We start from the raw sequence: 13,618 nt of genomic DNA on the forward strand, positions 1-13,618 counted from the left end.
AGATATAACAAAGCGGCTTGCTGAGGCATCAGCAAGCCGCTTTTCATTTGCGCTGCAAGGCTTGCGCTGAACAGTGACTTCAGGTTCAGTCAGGCCGCCAGATCCTGGGTCTCGGTTTCCTCGTCTTCCTGCGACTGGGGCAGCACGGTCTTCAGACGGTACAGACGCTGGCGGTAATTGCCTTCCGGCCCGCTGGGACCGCAGTCCATGTCTTCGAAGAGCCGTCCGATACGGTTGAGCGTACCACGCTGCTCGCCGGTCTCCACCATGATGAGCCGCCGCTTGCTGCGCGCGTACTGGCTGCGGATGTCGATCATCAGGCAATGTCCGCAATCCGCCTGCTTCAGGTCGATCAACAGGGCTTCGGGCCGGGTCAGGCCAAACAGCATGGCCAGCTCGATGCGGGCGGCCAGGAAGGGATGGGCATTGACCTGCTCGCGGCTCATCTGTGCGCGGGCCTGCACGGCCCAGGCGGCAGATTGCGGACGATCCGCCACCTTGTCGAGCAAGGCTTGCGCCTGTTGCGCACCCTGGCTTGCCGCCTTTTGCAACCAGTACAGCGCACGCACGTCATTGGCGGGATCGTCACGCCGGTTGCGCCACGCGCCCACGCCGCATTCCAGCTGCGCCTCCACATGACCCATCTCGGCGGCACGCTCCAAATAATGCTGCACATCGGCAAGGTTGCGCTGTGAAAATTCCGGCTTCAAATAGATACGGGAAAGAACAAACCAGGCCGCTGCCATCCCCTGCTCGCCCGCCAAGGTCAGCCAGCGGATGGCCTTCTTGTAATTGGCCGAGCCTTGTCCGGCAAATCGGCGCTCACCCGAGGCATCTACCCGCCCATACAACAGGCCCAGGGCCAGTTGCGCATCCCGGTCGCAGGCCAGGGCCGCCAGTTCCAGCAGTTGCTGGGCCTGCAGGAGATCAGGGCGCTTGTCGGACTGGTGCACTTCGGCCAGGCGGCGCAGCAACTGGATGTTCTGCGCACCGAGCGCTGCAGCCAGCGCCTCTGAAGGAGCATTGAGCTGCGCCACTTGCTGTTCATGCTGGCGCAACAGGGCATCGGCCAGGGGCTGGGCGCGCTGGCGGAAGGCCACAAAGTCGGACTGCTGCCAGGCGCTGTCGGCCAGCGCATGCTGGGCTTGCTCGATGCCGGCATCGGCGGCTTTCTGCGTCCACTGCTGCAATTGCTCGGGCCTGACCGTCGCGGCCGCCGCTGGCGCCACATCGGCTGCGGCCTCTGACGATACTGCTGTCGGGACCAGCATGCGTTCACCCTGACGCGCCAGCAGCCACTGGGCATCCGGATCGCCCTCCGCTGCCACCGTTTCCAGCGCGCGCAGCGCGCGGCTCTTCTGCTCGGGACTGGCCGCCGCCACGCCGGCAGGATGTTCCAGGAGCAGGCGCGCCAAGGTCAGACCAGCGCGCGTGGCCCCCGCCTCGAAGGCGCGCTCGTACCATTGCGCAGCTTCGTGCGGCTTGCCCAGCTGGCTCACAACTTCATAGGGAATATGCCGGGCAATGAGCATCCAGGCATCGGCCAAGCCCTGGCGGGCAGCCCGCTCCAGCCAGTGCCATGCGGTGCCCGGACTTTGCGGCAAACCATTGCCGCCAAACAGGTAGCGCTGGCCCAGGTTCAGTTGCGCCTGGGCATCTCCGGCACGTGCTGCCCGGATGATTGCTAGATCTTCGCGATTGGCCATCCAGCCTCCACATCAGGTCAGAAAGCCAAAATTATGCCGCACAATCGACATTTTTTTAAAATTCCCTGGAAAAGTATCCAAATGTATCGTTTTAACAACAAACGTGTTGACGAGACGGGGCGGATCAAGTTTTGCGCGGCCATGCCGTTAATGAGTGACACGCTGCAAGCCAAAATTTGCCTGTCATGCATTGACGGGCAGGAAAGCGTTTGAAAAAAACAACACTCCATCCGTGGATTGACGCTTTCAACCAAAATTCCTCCCTCCACGCGACCAATCTGCGGCCACGCCAAATGAGAACCCTTAATGTCTCACCATCCGACCAGAAGTACGGATCCTCAAGACTATTTTTATAGAAGGATGTCAAATGAAAAAATCTCTGCTGGCACTGGCCGTCCTCGGCGCGTTCGCAGGTGCTGCTCAAGCACAAAGCTCCGTTACTATCTACGGTATCGTTGATACCGGTCTGGTTTACACCAGCAAGGCTGTCAACACTGGCAACGCCAGCACCGGCAGCAAGTTCGGTCTGAACTCCGGCATCATCCAAGGTTCGCGTATCGGCTTCAAGGGCGTTGAAGATCTGGGCGGCGGCCTGTCGGCTGTGTTCCAACTGGAAACCGGCTTCAACAACGACAACGGCGCTCTGAACGGCCAAGATCCGAACACCACCAACCTGTTCCGTCGCAAGTCGGTCGTTGGTCTGTCGGGTGGCTTCGGCACCGTGCTGGTTGGCCGTCAAACCGACTTCGCTGACACCATCTCCGCTTACACCTCCGTGAACGATTTCGGTGGCGTGACCGGCGCTGTTGGCCACAACCTGAACCGCCTGGAAGGTACCCGTACCAACAACTCCATCAGCTACACCACCGCCAACCTGAGCGGCTTCACTGGTAACCTGATGTACGGCTTCGGCGAAACCGCTGGCCAAACCTCCGCTGGCCAATCCTTCGGCATCGGCGGCAAGTACGACAACGGTCCTCTGGGTCTGGGCATCAACTACTACCAGTCCAAGCAAGGCGCAACTCCTTCGGACACCAGCCTGCTGTCGACCGCTACCGCTACCCAAGCCGGTAACAGCGCCTACAAGGGCCTGAACGTCGTGGCTTCGTACCAGTTCGGTCCGGCCCGCGTGTACGGTAACTACTCGCGCGTCAAGCAAGACCTGAACACCGGTTCGCCGACCGCCGTTGCTGCCAAGACTCTGGGTGCTGCCAACAAGGCCGACATCTATGAACTGGGTACCGCTTACTCCCTGAGCCCGTCCCTGAAGCTGCTGGGCGCAGTGACCCACACCCGTGCTGACTTCAACTCGTCCTCCAAGGGCAAGCTGACCCAAATCAGCCTGGGCACCGACTACTGGCTGTCCAAGCGTACCGACCTGTACGCATTCGTGGCTAACATCCGCGCAACCGACATGGCCAACACCGGCGTGTTCGGCGATGCAACCGGTACCGCCGCCATTGGCAACGCCAGCGACAGCCAAACCGCTGTTGCAGTTGGTATCCGTCACAAGTTCTAATTCAAGGACCTGAAGCCGGTGTGAACACATCGGTTTCAACCTGAATTGAACCTGAGTCGTACCGAAAGAGGCCTGCATGAGCAATCATGCAGGCCTCTTTCTTTTTGCCCTCATCCGCTGCCATCGCCCCGTCCAACTCCCCGAACGGCGCCGATGATTGTCAGTGTGTCCGATAGCGAGGATAATCTCGCGATACTTCCGGTGCGCCCCTCCCCGCGCGCCACCGGCACTCCAACACAGACCCCGCGACGATGACCACCGAACTGGATTCCAGCCTGATTGCCGACTACCTGCTCGACCACCCTCATTTCTTCGAGGAGCACGCCGAACTGCTTTCGACGGTCAAGCTCACCAGCCCGGTCATGGGCCGCGCCGTGTCGCTGCAGGAACGCCAGATGGAAATCCTGCGCGAGAAGATCCGCGTACAGGAACTGCGCATGGCCGATCTCATGCGTATCGCCCAGGAAAACGACGAGATCACCAGCAAGTTCCAGGCATGGAGCCGCGCTCTGCTGCTCACGCGCGATGCCGACGACCTGCCGCGCGTGCTGGTGGACCGCCTGCAGGAGATCTTCCACGTGCCGCAAGTCACCGTCCGCCTGTGGAATCTGGGCCCGGCCCACGCCGGCAACTGGGCCACGCAGGAAGTCTCGGACGACGCCCGCATCTTCGCCAATGGCCTGTCGGCCCCGTTCTGCGGCCCCAACAAGGATTTCGAAGCCGCGACCTGGCTGGACGATGCCGCCTCCGTGAAGTCGGTCGCCATGCTGCCGCTGCGCGTCGGTGCGGCACCGGAAGCCTTCGGCTTGCTGGTGCTGGGATCGCCCGATCCGAATCGCTTCACTGCCGACATGGGCACCGATTTCCTGACCCGCATCGGCGAAACCGGCAGCGCCGCCCTGGCCTGCCTGCTGCGCTGAGCGCGGCCGAGCGCGTCCCACCGGGAGTCATGCCATGGATGGCCCAACCTCCCCGGCTTCTTCCCTGATCGGACAGTATCTTTCCTTCCTGCGCAGCCAGCGCAAGCTGTCGCCGCACACGCTGGACAGCTATGCGCGCGACCTGCAGGAGCTGCGCGCCCTGCTGGCCCCCGCCGATCAACCGCAAGAGGCCGAACCCGCGCTGCAGCGCGTGACCCAGGCCCAGATCCGCAAATGCGCTGCGCGCCTGCATGCGCGCGGGCTGAATGCACGCTCCATCTCGCGCAAGCTGTCGGCCTGGCGCGGCCTGTTTGCCTGGCTGGCCGTGGAACAGGCGATGCCTGCCAACCCGGTCGACGGCGTCAAGCCACCCAAGAAAAGCAAACCCCTGCCCAAGGCCCTGCCGGCCGACGAAGCCATCCGCCTGGTCTCCCAGGCCGATCCGGCGCGCGACCCCGATTCCACCCTGGCGGCCTGCAACCGGGCCATGTTCGAACTGCTGTATTCGAGTGGGCTGCGGGTCTCTGAACTGGCCGGCATTGATGTGAAAGACGTACGCGACGGCCCTTACGAATCAGCAGGCTGGATCGATCTGGAAGAAGCGGAAGTCACCGTGACCGGCAAGGGCGGCAAGAAGCGCAAGGTCCCGGTCGGGCAGGCCGCGCTGCAGGCGATCCGCGACTGGCTGCCCCTGCGCGCCAGTCTGGTCAAGGCCGATGGCGGCATGGATGGCCATGCGCTGTTTCTCAACGAACGTGGAGCGCGCATGTCGCCCCGGGTCACGCAGCTGCGCCTGAAAGCGCATGGCAAGAGTGTGGAGATGCCGGCCGACGTCCATCCGCACATGCTGCGGCATTCCTTCGCCTCGCATGTACTGCAGAGTTCGGGGGACTTGCGGGCGGTACAGGAAATGCTGGGCCACGCTTCCATCACCGCCACCCAGGTCTACACCGCACTGGACTTCCAGCGCCTGGCCCAGGTCTACGACCAGGCCCATCCGCGCGCCCGCAAGGGCGGCGGGAAATAGTCAATGACGAGCCACAGTCCGGCCGCCGGCCGCGCCGCCGCGAGCGCCGGGCCGTGATCGGCTAAAATGGAGGCTTCCGCACGCCACGTGCTACCGAATCCTTTCGCCAGTCCTGCTGGCCCAGCACACTCGCCCATGCCGACCATGAAAGCCAAAGCCGCCGACTCCTCTCCCGCCAGCACCGCCGCCCAGGCTGCGACGGTGATCGCGCTGGCCGAGGCGCAGCTGCGCGAGGCCGGCGTGCGCGTGACGCAAGCCCGGGTCAACGTGCTGGGCGCGCTGCTGGAAACCCGCAGCGCCGCCTCCCATCAGGATATCCAGGATCGCTTTGCCGACATGGACCGGGTCACCCTCTACCGTGCCCTGGATTGCCTGACCGAAGCCGGCCTGGCACACAAGATCTCCAGCGACGACCGCATCTTCCGCTACAGCGCTGGTGCCGATCACGCTGAACACGGGCTGCACGACCATGCGCAGGGCAAGCAGCACCAGCACGGCCACTTCAAGTGCACCCGCTGCAACCGCGTGTTCTGCCTGGATGCCAGCGATGGCACCGACTTCCTGGCCACCGTGCTGCCCGATGCCGACCGTCACCGCTCCACCGCCGCGCAACTGCAGTCGGCCTTGCGCAAGACCCTGGGCAAGGGCTTCCAGAGTCACGAAGTGGAACTGACCATCAAAGGCTGGTGCGCCGACTGCGCCGACTGACTTTTTGACACATCCCTTCAGGTCAGCGCGCAGCACCCAGCGCCGCGAGCCGTCGCGGCAGCTGCTGCACTGAACGAACCTTCACATCGACAAAACCCGGCAGGCGACTGAGCGCACGCTGGCCTCCCATGTGCCCGAGCAGGGCCTGGCTGCCGCGCAGGTACTGGGTGACCCATGCCGTGCGCACGCCCAACTCGCGGGCGCTCTTGAGGTTATCCACCGTATCCTCGACCAGGATGCAGCGCCGTGGGGCCACCTTGTGGCGCGCCAACAGCTTGCGCAGCATGATGCGCGAAGGCTTGGGGCGCAGCTGGCGATGCACGTGCATGGATTCGATGGAAATGTGATGCGAAAAATGGCGATGCAGCCCCAGGTGCCGCACCAGCTCGCGCGAATAGCGGCGCGGCGCATTGGTGAGCAGGATCTTCTGCCCCGGCAACTGCGAGAGCCAGCGGCCGATGCCGCGCTCGGCGCGCACCATGCCCGGGAGGTCGTCGAACAGATGCGCTTCATGCAGGAATTCATCCACCCCCAGTCCATGATGCCGCACCAGCCCCAGCAGGGTTGCGCCGTAGAGCTTCCAGTAATGCCGCCGCAGGTAATTGACCGCGGCTTCGTCGCTGGGCTGGCCATCGTTGTCCAGCACGCGCTTGATGATGCGGTTCATGTTGGTGTTGATGGCGGGGAAGATCGCGTGCGAGGCGTTGTGCAGGGTATTGTCGAGATCGAACAGCCAGAGCGGTGTAGTATTGGACGCCATAAAAAGACCGGCGCGCCGCCGTCGCCGGGGCGCACCTTCAGCAAGCTAGGAAAGAAAGGCCAGCAGTGACCGGATTGATGCAACGCTTGATTATAGTGAGTTTGACCTGGCTGTCCTGCCTGAACTTGCTCTCCCCGGCCCGCGCCGCGACGCCAGCCGATGCAGCTCCGGCCGCCCCGCCGCGCGGCGCGCTCTACCAGGTCTCCGATGGCCGCCATACGCTGCTGCTGTTTGGCACCATCCACGTCGGCGCACCCGATTTCTATCCGCTGGAACCGAAACTTCAGCAAGCCCTGGCCGCCGCCCCCACGCTGGCGCTGGAACTGGATCCGCAGAACACCGCCGCCATGCAGAGCTCCGTGCAACGCTATGCGGTCTATCCTGCCGGTCAACAACTGCTGGACCAACTCGACCCGGCGCTGCGCGAACGGACCCGGACCACGCTGCAGCGTTTCGGCATGACGCCGGACAACGTACAGCAACTTCGTCCCTGGATGCTGGCCATGGCCCTGACCGTGCAGGAATATGTGCGCCACGGCTATCGCACCGACCTGGCCGTCGACAGCCACCTGGCTGAGAGCGTGCGCGCACATGGTGGCAGGGTGATCGAACTGGAAAGCGCCGACCGCCAGCTGGGCCTGTTCAGCAAGCTGACGCCGGCGCAGCAGGCGCAATTCCTGTCCGATACCCTGCAGGAGCTGGACGATGCCGACCTTGCCCGCAAGCTCGATCGCCTGGTGGCGGCCTGGCGCAGGGCCGACAGTGCCGACTTCGGTGCCGCCTTGCAGGAGATGCAGCAGGATGACAGTTTCGCCAGCCGCTTTGCCGTGCAAACCCTGCTGCGTGAGCGCAATCCTGGCCTGGCGGCGGGCATTGCCGGACTGCTGCGCCAACAGGACAAGGCCGTGGCGGCTATCGGGATCCTGCATCTGGTCGGGCCGGACAGCGTGCCGGTGCTGCTGGGCAAGCAAGGCCTGCAGGTCAGACAGCTCTATTGACCCGGTCGGTCCACGATATCCGGAAACAAAACAGGGATGAGCACACTCATCCCCGTCCATCTCACCAGCGTCAGAAAGCGGCTTACTTCGCCGCCTTGATTTCCGCCATGAAGTCCTGCTGGATCTGCTGCATCCTGGGCTGCATCGCGATGAGCGATTGCTGCATCAGGTCCATGTTCCGCTGCATCAACACTGGCAACTTGTGGATCATGGCCTGTCCGGCCGGGGTCCGGTAGAAGTCGAGCATACCCTGCACCTCTTCCTCCGTGAAGGTCTCACGGTAGAGGCGTATATAGGCCGGCTCCATCTTCTCCCAGTTGATGCTCTCCCTGATGAGGTTGAGCATGCGGAATTTCATCTTGTCCATCGCCTGCTGCTGAGCCGGGGTGGGCTTGTGCCCCGCGAGCACCGCCGTCATGACCTGATCCATGCGCGCTGCCTGCTGGTCCATGATGCCGTCAACGAGCTGACGCGATTGGGTCACTTCCAATATCTGGCGAACGGTGTCCTCGCTGGCGGGTGCCGCCAGCGCAGGTGCCGAGACGGCAGACAGGGCAGCCAAGGCCGACAACGCGACGGCCAGCAGGATACGGCGGTGATGCATCATGGTTTCTCCAGTCGATGAGGAAGGCAAACAAAAAAGGATGGGGGCACCATCCTTTGGGGGTTCATGGCGATCTGCGCCGCCTTGATGTTGAAACTTGAATCGCGTGTGGATCAGTGCGAACGGATCATGGTCCCGAAGGCCTGCTCGGTCAGCACTTCCAGCAGCAGCGAGTGTTCAATACGGCCATCGATGATGTGCACCGTGTTCACGCCCGACTTGGCCGCATCCAGCGCCGAGGAAATCTTGGGCAGCATGCCGCCGGAGATGGTGCCGTCGGCGAACATCTCGTCGATCTCGCGCGCCGACAGGTCGGTCAGCAGGTTGCCGGCCTTGTCCTGGACACCGGCGATGTTGGTCATCATGATCAGCTTTTCGGCGTGCAGGATCTCGGCGATCTTGCCGGCCACCACGTCGGCATTGATGTTGTAGGCCTGGCCGTCGTCGCCGAAACCGATCGGCGAGATGATGGGGATGAAGGCATCATCCTGCAGCGCCTTGACCACCGCCGGGTTGATCGCGTCGATCTCACCCACGTAGCCGATGTCGAGGAATTGACCCGGATGCTCCTTGTCCGGCATCTGCATCTTGCGCGCGCGGATCAGGCCGCCGTCCTTGCCGGTCAGACCCACCGCCTGGCCGCCGTAGTGATTGATCAGCATCACGATGTCCTGCTGCACCTCACCGCCCAGCACCCATTCCACCACTTCCATGGTTTCTTCATCGGTAATGCGCATGCCCTGCACGAAGGTCCCCTGCTTGCCGATCTTCTTGAGCGCCGCATCGATCTGCGGGCCGCCGCCGTGGACCACCACCGGGTTCATGCCGACCAGCTTCAACAGGATCACGTCGCGCGCGAAGCCGTGCTTCAGGCTCTCTTCGGTCATCGCGTTGCCGCCGTACTTGACCACGATGGTCTTGCCGTGGAATTTGCGGATATACGGCAGCGCCTCGGCCAGGATTTCGGCTTTGATCTGCGGGGCTACGTGGGTGAGGTCGGTGGTCATGGCAATGTCCTGTCGATGCGATGAGGAAAAAGTGATGGGGTGATGCGGTTAGGGACGCGATTTTACATGGAAAGCCGCTTGCCTTCGCACTGCAACATGCGGCGTGTCCTATCCAGACAACGCCGCCGCGCTCAGGCGCTGCAGGCGCGGATTTCCTGATCCGGGAAGGCGCTCTTGATGTTCTCCAGTGCGGTGCGGGCTTCCGGGCTCAGGTCGCGCAGCTGGAATACCTGTTTGCCGGCCCCCGAGCGGCGCGCAATGATGCGGGCGCTGCGCACGCCCCGCGAGATCAACTGGCCCACATAGGCCTTGGCCGCCTCCTCGGTACGGAAGATGCCCAGCGAGACGCCCGAACGCAGTGCCGGATTGGGGAAACTGTCTGGAATGACGTAGAAATCGCCGATACCCAGCCGGCGCAGTTCGGCGATGCGGCGGTCCGCGCCCTCGCGGCCATCCTGGGGCGGGATGTAGACCATGTGGCTGGTGACGTCCTGGGTCAGCTTCTGGACCACCTTGTCGCCCAGCTTGAGGCTGGCCAGCTGGTCCGAGAAGCGGCGGGCGTCGGCGGCGGTAAAGTTGCCGACTTCGGTACAGGAAGGCGTGACCGTGGCGACCTGCGGGACCGCTGGCTGGGCCGGGGCTGCCGTGGCGGGGGTGGCCGCAGGGGCAGGCGCTGCGGCCGCCGTCCCAGTGTCGGCAGCGGCGGCCTGCGCGATCGCTGGCTGCGCGCGCAGTTGCGACGCGAGTTTGTCGCTATTGGCGGGCAGCACGCTGAGCAGTTCCGGGCGCAACTGCTCAGCCAGGCGCTGCGGCTCGCGCCGTTCGGACGCGTTGGCACCGAAATAGCCGCGCGACATCCCGAACAGGACCACGTTACCTACCAGCAACAGCCAAAAAAGCAGTTTCAGCTTCATCCGCGCCCAGTCTTCCTTGCCCTCATTGATTTGCCTGTCTGCATGGACAAGCGCTCAGCGTCCATGGTTCATACCCGCATGGTGGCCATATGAAGGCCTATGAGCACCAGATTATCCACTTTTTCCAGCGGCGTATCGCCCGATGCGAGATACGGCGCCAGCAACAAGCCGGCGCCCCCGGCCAGCAGGCAGCGCAGCGGAACGTTCGGACGCAGGCGCCGCCGCTCGGCCAGCGCATGCTCGATGGCTCCGACCTGGGCCGCGATGCAGCCGGCGACGATGGCCTCGACGGTATTGTCCGCAAACAGGCGTTCGGGCGGTGCGGCGCCATCGATGCGCGGCAGCTGGGCGGTATTCAAGGCCAGCGAGGTGGCCATGGTACCGAATCCCGGCAGGATCATGCCGCCCTCGAAGCACCCGTCGGCACTGACCACGTCGATGGTGGTGGCCGTGCCGCAGGTCGCCACCAGCAACTCCTGGTCCGGAAACAGGGCCCGCGCGCCAATGGCCGCCGCAAAGCGGTCGCAGCCCAACTGGCCGGGATGGCGGTAGCCATTGCGCACGCCAGCCCGCTCGGCTGTGGAAGCGAACCATTCGACGATCACACGCGGTCCGAAGACACCGTGCAGAAGGGCCTGCAGGCTGTCGCGCAGGGCCGGGCCGGCGACGTTGGACACACAGATCTGCAACGCCTCCTCAGGAGCAGCCTGTCTGGCCAGTGCCCCCCAGTCCCGTGCCAGCCTCTCCACCTGGGCGCGTTCCACCGCGCCTTGTTGTTGCCAGCGCGGCAGCGGCAGCGTGGTCCGTTCCGCATCGGCCACGACCGCCCACTTGATGCGGGTGTTGCCGGCGTCGACCAGCAGCCTCATGCGTCTTGCAACCGCAAGGAGACATCCCCGGCCAGGATCTCGACCTGCCCGGCCTCGGTGTCCATGAGGAATCGGCCCATCATGTCCACGCCCACGGCCGTGCCTTCCTGCAGCACGCGGCCATTCTCGACGATCTTGACGGCCTGGCCGGCATAGGCGTGGAAGGCTTCCCAGCGCTTGACGAAGGCCCCGAAGCCGCGCGCCTCGAACTCTTCCAATACGCCTGCCAGCGCGCTGGCGATGATGGCCAGCACGGTTTCGCGCGGCGGCTTCTGCAGTTCGGGGGCCGCACCGATGGCGCGCTGCAGTTCATCTTCCAGCCCCGGCGGAACCGCCAGATTCAGTCCGATGCCGATCACGGCCCAGGTGGCATTGCCCTGGCGGCCATCCGCGGCGGTCTCGATCAGGACACCGGCCAGCTTGGCGCCATCGCGCAAGACGTCATTGGGCCACTTCAGTTGCGGCCGGATGCCGAACACTTCCAGCGCCTCGGCCAGCGCCACGCCCACAGCCAGCGGCAGACCCAGCAGCGCGTGCATGGGACGCTGCAGGCGCCAGGCCAGCGAAAAGGTCAGGGAATCTTCCGGTGCGGCGCGCCACGGACGGCCCGCGCGGCCACGGCCGGCGGTCTGGCGGTCGGCCACCAGCAGCAGCGGACGCTGCAGGGACGACAGGCGCTGCATCAGGTCGACATTGGTGGAACCGGTCTCGGCCACGGCTTCGACATCGATGCGTTGCTGCCCCTGGGGATCGGAACCGGCCAGGAGCATGCCGATGCGCTCGGGACGCACCAGCGGTGCCGATTCAGACTCGGCGGGCATGGGAAAAGTCAGTGTCATGCGGGCATTGTAACGGCAGAGCGCACCTGCGCGGGGGGGCCGGGCACGCTGCAATGGTAAAGACGGCAGCCGGCCGGCGCTGCCTGGCCCGAAATCGGTTACCCTCTGGCCCATGCCCGTTCCACCCGATTCCCGCTCCGAGCCTCCCGCTACCCCGGCCAGTGCACCGGCAGCCTCGTCGTTCGCGCGCGTGAGCCTGCTGGTCTATACCCTGCTGATCGTCTATGCCAGCTGGTATCCCTTCTCCGGCTGGCGCGACATGGGAATCAAACCCTTCGATTACCTGGGCGCGCGCCTGCCCTACTACTGGACCGTGTTCGACGTCTGGACCAACGTGGCCGGCTACATCCCGCTGGGCCTGCTGCTGGTGCTGGCCCTACACCCGCATCTGCGCCCCTGGTGGGCGATATGGCCGGCCACGGTGGCCGGTGTGCTGCTGTCGGCCTGCATGGAGGCGGTGCAGACCTACCTGCCCACGCGCGTGCCCTCCAATCTCGACCTGCTGACCAATTCGCTGGGCGTGGCGCTGGGGGCCGTGCTGGGCGCAGCTTGCAGTCGTTATTTCCTGGAGGATAGCCGCTTCCTGATGCTGCGCCGCCGCTGGTTCTCGGGCGCGGCCAGCCGCGGGCTGGTGGTAGCGTGGCTGTGGCCGCTGGCGCTGATTTATCCACAGAATCACCTGTTCGGCCTGGGACATCTGGTGCCGCCGTTGTCTGCATTCTTTTCCGACCTGTTCGATACCCCCATCGACCTCGCCACCACCTGGCTCAACAGCGCGCAACCGAGCGCCGAGCAATACTGGCTGGCCGACGTCATCGTCACCGCCTGCGGCCTGACCGGCGCGGCCCTGCTGGTGCTGCTGCTGATGCGCCGCCAGGCCCCGCGCCGGCGGCTGGTAACGCTTTACCTGCTGGCCTGCATCGCGGCCAAGTCGCTGGCCTGCGCGCTGTTCTTCGCGCCGCAGAATGCCTTCGTCTGGATTTCTCCCAGTGCCGTGGGCGGTATCATGCTGGGGACGCTGATGATCGTCGGCCTGGCCTGGGCCCCGCCTACGGCGCAGCGGCGCGTGGCAGCGCTGGCACTGATCCTGAGCCTGGTGGTGACCAACGCAGTCCCGGCCAATCCCTATTACCTCTCCACGCTGGAGACCTGGGTCCAGGGCAAATTCCTCAACTTCGACGGGGCCGCGCAGTTCCTGTCGGTGCTGTGGCCCTTCCTGGCGATCTGGTTCCTGTTGCACCCGGTGCACCGCAGGCCGGGCTGAGCGGGGTGTATCATTGACGCTTTGCCGGCCCGCGCCGGCACTGCCGTCACTCTCCACAGGGCATTCCATGAGCGATCAAGAGCAACCGCAAGAGCAAGAGCAAGAGCAACCCTATTACGAACATCACGTCTTCTTCTGCCTGAACCAGCGCAAGCCGGGCGAGCGTACCTGCTGTGCCGACAAGGGCGCGCAGGCCGCGCAGGAACACGCCAAGAAGCGCATCAAGCAACTGGGCCTGTCCGCGCCCGGCAAGGTCCGCATCAACAAGGCCGGCTGCCTGGAGCGCTGCGAAGAAGGCCCGGTGGTGGTGATCTACCCGCAAGGCACCTGGTACACCTACGTCGACAATGAAGACATCGACGAAATCATCGACAGCCACATCGTCGGCGGCAAGGTCGTGGACCGCCTGAAAATCTGACGATATGAAAGTTTGATCATGCTGCCGCCCTGAATGCCGGGCGCAGCAAGCTTCCCCTCATCCGT

General features: G+C 64.3%; 14 protein-coding genes. 7 read left to right on the top strand and 7 right to left on the bottom strand.

All coding sequences use genetic code 11. The annotated features are described in order from the left end of the window. Positions 1-89: 89 nt before the first annotated feature. Positions 90-1,706 (bottom strand): tetratricopeptide repeat protein, encoded by a 1,617-nt coding sequence (locus tag J2X56_RS22385; RefSeq protein WP_121040631.1) that lies wholly within the window; start codon positions 1,704-1,706, stop codon positions 90-92. Between the two features lie 367 nt (positions 1,707-2,073). On the opposite strand from J2X56_RS22385, the gene J2X56_RS22390 reads away from it, so the two are divergent. The 4 genes from J2X56_RS22390 (at position 2,074) to J2X56_RS22405 (ending at position 5,880) form a co-directional block, all read left to right on the top strand. After that, a complete protein-coding gene (locus J2X56_RS22390; RefSeq protein WP_121040633.1) occupies positions 2,074-3,225 on the top strand; it encodes a porin in 1,152 nt (383 codons plus the stop codon). Positions 3,226-3,476: 251 nt separating this feature from the next. Beyond that, complete coding sequence (locus tag J2X56_RS22395) at positions 3,477-4,145, top strand: DUF484 family protein (protein WP_039783642.1); 669 nt, start codon at positions 3,477-3,479, stop codon at positions 4,143-4,145. A gap of 34 nt (positions 4,146-4,179) precedes the next feature. Continuing rightward, positions 4,180-5,172 (top strand): tyrosine recombinase XerC, encoded by a 993-nt coding sequence (xerC, locus tag J2X56_RS22400; protein WP_121040635.1) that lies wholly within the window; start codon positions 4,180-4,182, stop codon positions 5,170-5,172. Positions 5,173-5,307: 135 nt separating this feature from the next. Then, the gene (locus J2X56_RS22405) at positions 5,308-5,880 is read left to right on the top strand and encodes a Fur family transcriptional regulator (protein WP_121040637.1); all 573 of its coding nucleotides are present in this window, start codon (positions 5,308-5,310) and stop codon (positions 5,878-5,880) included. Between the two features lie 22 nt (positions 5,881-5,902). Here the strand turns inward: J2X56_RS22405 and J2X56_RS22410 are convergent, their stop codons facing one another. Continuing rightward, a complete protein-coding gene (locus J2X56_RS22410; RefSeq protein ID WP_121040639.1) occupies positions 5,903-6,640 on the bottom strand; it encodes an HAD-IA family hydrolase in 738 nt (245 codons plus the stop codon). Between the two features lie 95 nt (positions 6,641-6,735). Here J2X56_RS22410 and J2X56_RS22415 point away from each other — a divergent pair, with 95 nt between their 5' ends. Then, entirely contained in the window at positions 6,736-7,638 is a 903-nt protein-coding gene (locus J2X56_RS22415) for a TraB/GumN family protein (protein ID WP_310162808.1), read from the top strand. 82 nt (positions 7,639-7,720) lie between these two features. Here the strand turns inward: J2X56_RS22415 and J2X56_RS22420 are convergent, their stop codons facing one another. The 5 genes from J2X56_RS22420 to J2X56_RS22440 all read right to left on the bottom strand — a co-directional run bounded on the left by J2X56_RS22420 (position 7,721) and on the right by J2X56_RS22440 (position 11,871). After that, positions 7,721-8,245 carry a DUF2059 domain-containing protein gene (locus J2X56_RS22420; protein ID WP_121040643.1) on the bottom strand — a complete coding sequence of 175 codons (525 nt, stop codon included), beginning with the start codon at positions 8,243-8,245 and terminating at the stop codon, positions 7,721-7,723. 110 nt (positions 8,246-8,355) lie between these two features. Continuing rightward, entirely contained in the window at positions 8,356-9,249 is an 894-nt protein-coding gene (gene argB / locus J2X56_RS22425; protein ID WP_121040645.1) for an acetylglutamate kinase, read from the bottom strand. A 131-nt stretch (positions 9,250-9,380) separates the two neighbouring features. Beyond that, entirely contained in the window at positions 9,381-10,163 is a 783-nt protein-coding gene (locus J2X56_RS22430) for a hypothetical protein (RefSeq protein ID WP_034331769.1), read from the bottom strand. 68 nt (positions 10,164-10,231) lie between these two features. After that, the gene (locus tag J2X56_RS22435; RefSeq protein WP_204726975.1) at positions 10,232-11,032 is read right to left on the bottom strand and encodes a type III pantothenate kinase; all 801 of its coding nucleotides are present in this window, start codon (positions 11,030-11,032) and stop codon (positions 10,232-10,234) included. Next, positions 11,029-11,871, bottom strand: a complete 843-nt coding sequence (locus J2X56_RS22440) for a biotin--[acetyl-CoA-carboxylase] ligase (protein WP_121040651.1) — start codon at positions 11,869-11,871, stop codon at positions 11,029-11,031. The genes J2X56_RS22435 and J2X56_RS22440 overlap by 4 nt, the downstream gene beginning before the upstream one ends. 112 nt (positions 11,872-11,983) lie before the next feature. Between J2X56_RS22440 and J2X56_RS22445 the strand changes: the two genes are divergently transcribed. Next, positions 11,984-13,135, top strand: a complete 1,152-nt coding sequence (locus tag J2X56_RS22445) for a VanZ family protein (protein ID WP_310162814.1) — start codon at positions 11,984-11,986, stop codon at positions 13,133-13,135. A gap of 67 nt (positions 13,136-13,202) precedes the next feature. Beyond that, on the top strand, positions 13,203-13,553 hold the full coding sequence (locus tag J2X56_RS22450) for a ferredoxin (protein WP_039783618.1): 351 nt from the start codon (positions 13,203-13,205) through the stop codon (positions 13,551-13,553). Positions 13,554-13,618 lie beyond the last annotated feature (65 nt).

This window comes from Herbaspirillum sp. 1173 (assembly GCF_031455335.1).
Lineage (GTDB): Bacteria > Pseudomonadota > Gammaproteobacteria > Burkholderiales > Burkholderiaceae_D > Herbaspirillum > Herbaspirillum huttiense.

Bases quoted from the DNA above. Each gene is read 5' to 3' on its own strand.
- J2X56_RS22430 (WP_034331769.1), bottom strand. From the start codon at position 10,163: ATGAAGCTGAAACTGCTTTTTTGGCTGTTGCTGGTAGGTAACGTGGTC.
- J2X56_RS22445 (WP_310162814.1), top strand. From the start codon at position 11,984: ATGCCCGTTCCACCCGATTCCCGCTCCGAGCCTCCCGCTACCCCGGCC.
- xerC (WP_121040635.1), top strand. From the start codon at position 4,180: ATGGATGGCCCAACCTCCCCGGCTTCTTCCCTGATCGGACAGTATCTT.
- J2X56_RS22420 (WP_121040643.1), bottom strand. From the start codon at position 8,245: ATGATGCATCACCGCCGTATCCTGCTGGCCGTCGCGTTGTCGGCCTTG.
- J2X56_RS22410 (WP_121040639.1), bottom strand. From the start codon at position 6,640: ATGGCGTCCAATACTACACCGCTCTGGCTGTTCGATCTCGACAATACC.
- J2X56_RS22385 (WP_121040631.1), bottom strand. From the start codon at position 1,706: ATGGCCAATCGCGAAGATCTAGCAATCATCCGGGCAGCACGTGCCGGA.
- J2X56_RS22440 (WP_121040651.1), bottom strand. From the start codon at position 11,871: ATGACACTGACTTTTCCCATGCCCGCCGAGTCTGAATCGGCACCGCTG.
- J2X56_RS22395 (WP_039783642.1), top strand. From the start codon at position 3,477: ATGACCACCGAACTGGATTCCAGCCTGATTGCCGACTACCTGCTCGAC.
- J2X56_RS22435 (WP_204726975.1), bottom strand. From the start codon at position 11,032: ATGAGGCTGCTGGTCGACGCCGGCAACACCCGCATCAAGTGGGCGGTC.
- J2X56_RS22450 (WP_039783618.1), top strand. From the start codon at position 13,203: ATGAGCGATCAAGAGCAACCGCAAGAGCAAGAGCAAGAGCAACCCTAT.
- argB (WP_121040645.1), bottom strand. From the start codon at position 9,249: ATGACCACCGACCTCACCCACGTAGCCCCGCAGATCAAAGCCGAAATC.
- J2X56_RS22405 (WP_121040637.1), top strand. From the start codon at position 5,308: ATGCCGACCATGAAAGCCAAAGCCGCCGACTCCTCTCCCGCCAGCACC.
- J2X56_RS22390 (WP_121040633.1), top strand. From the start codon at position 2,074: ATGAAAAAATCTCTGCTGGCACTGGCCGTCCTCGGCGCGTTCGCAGGT.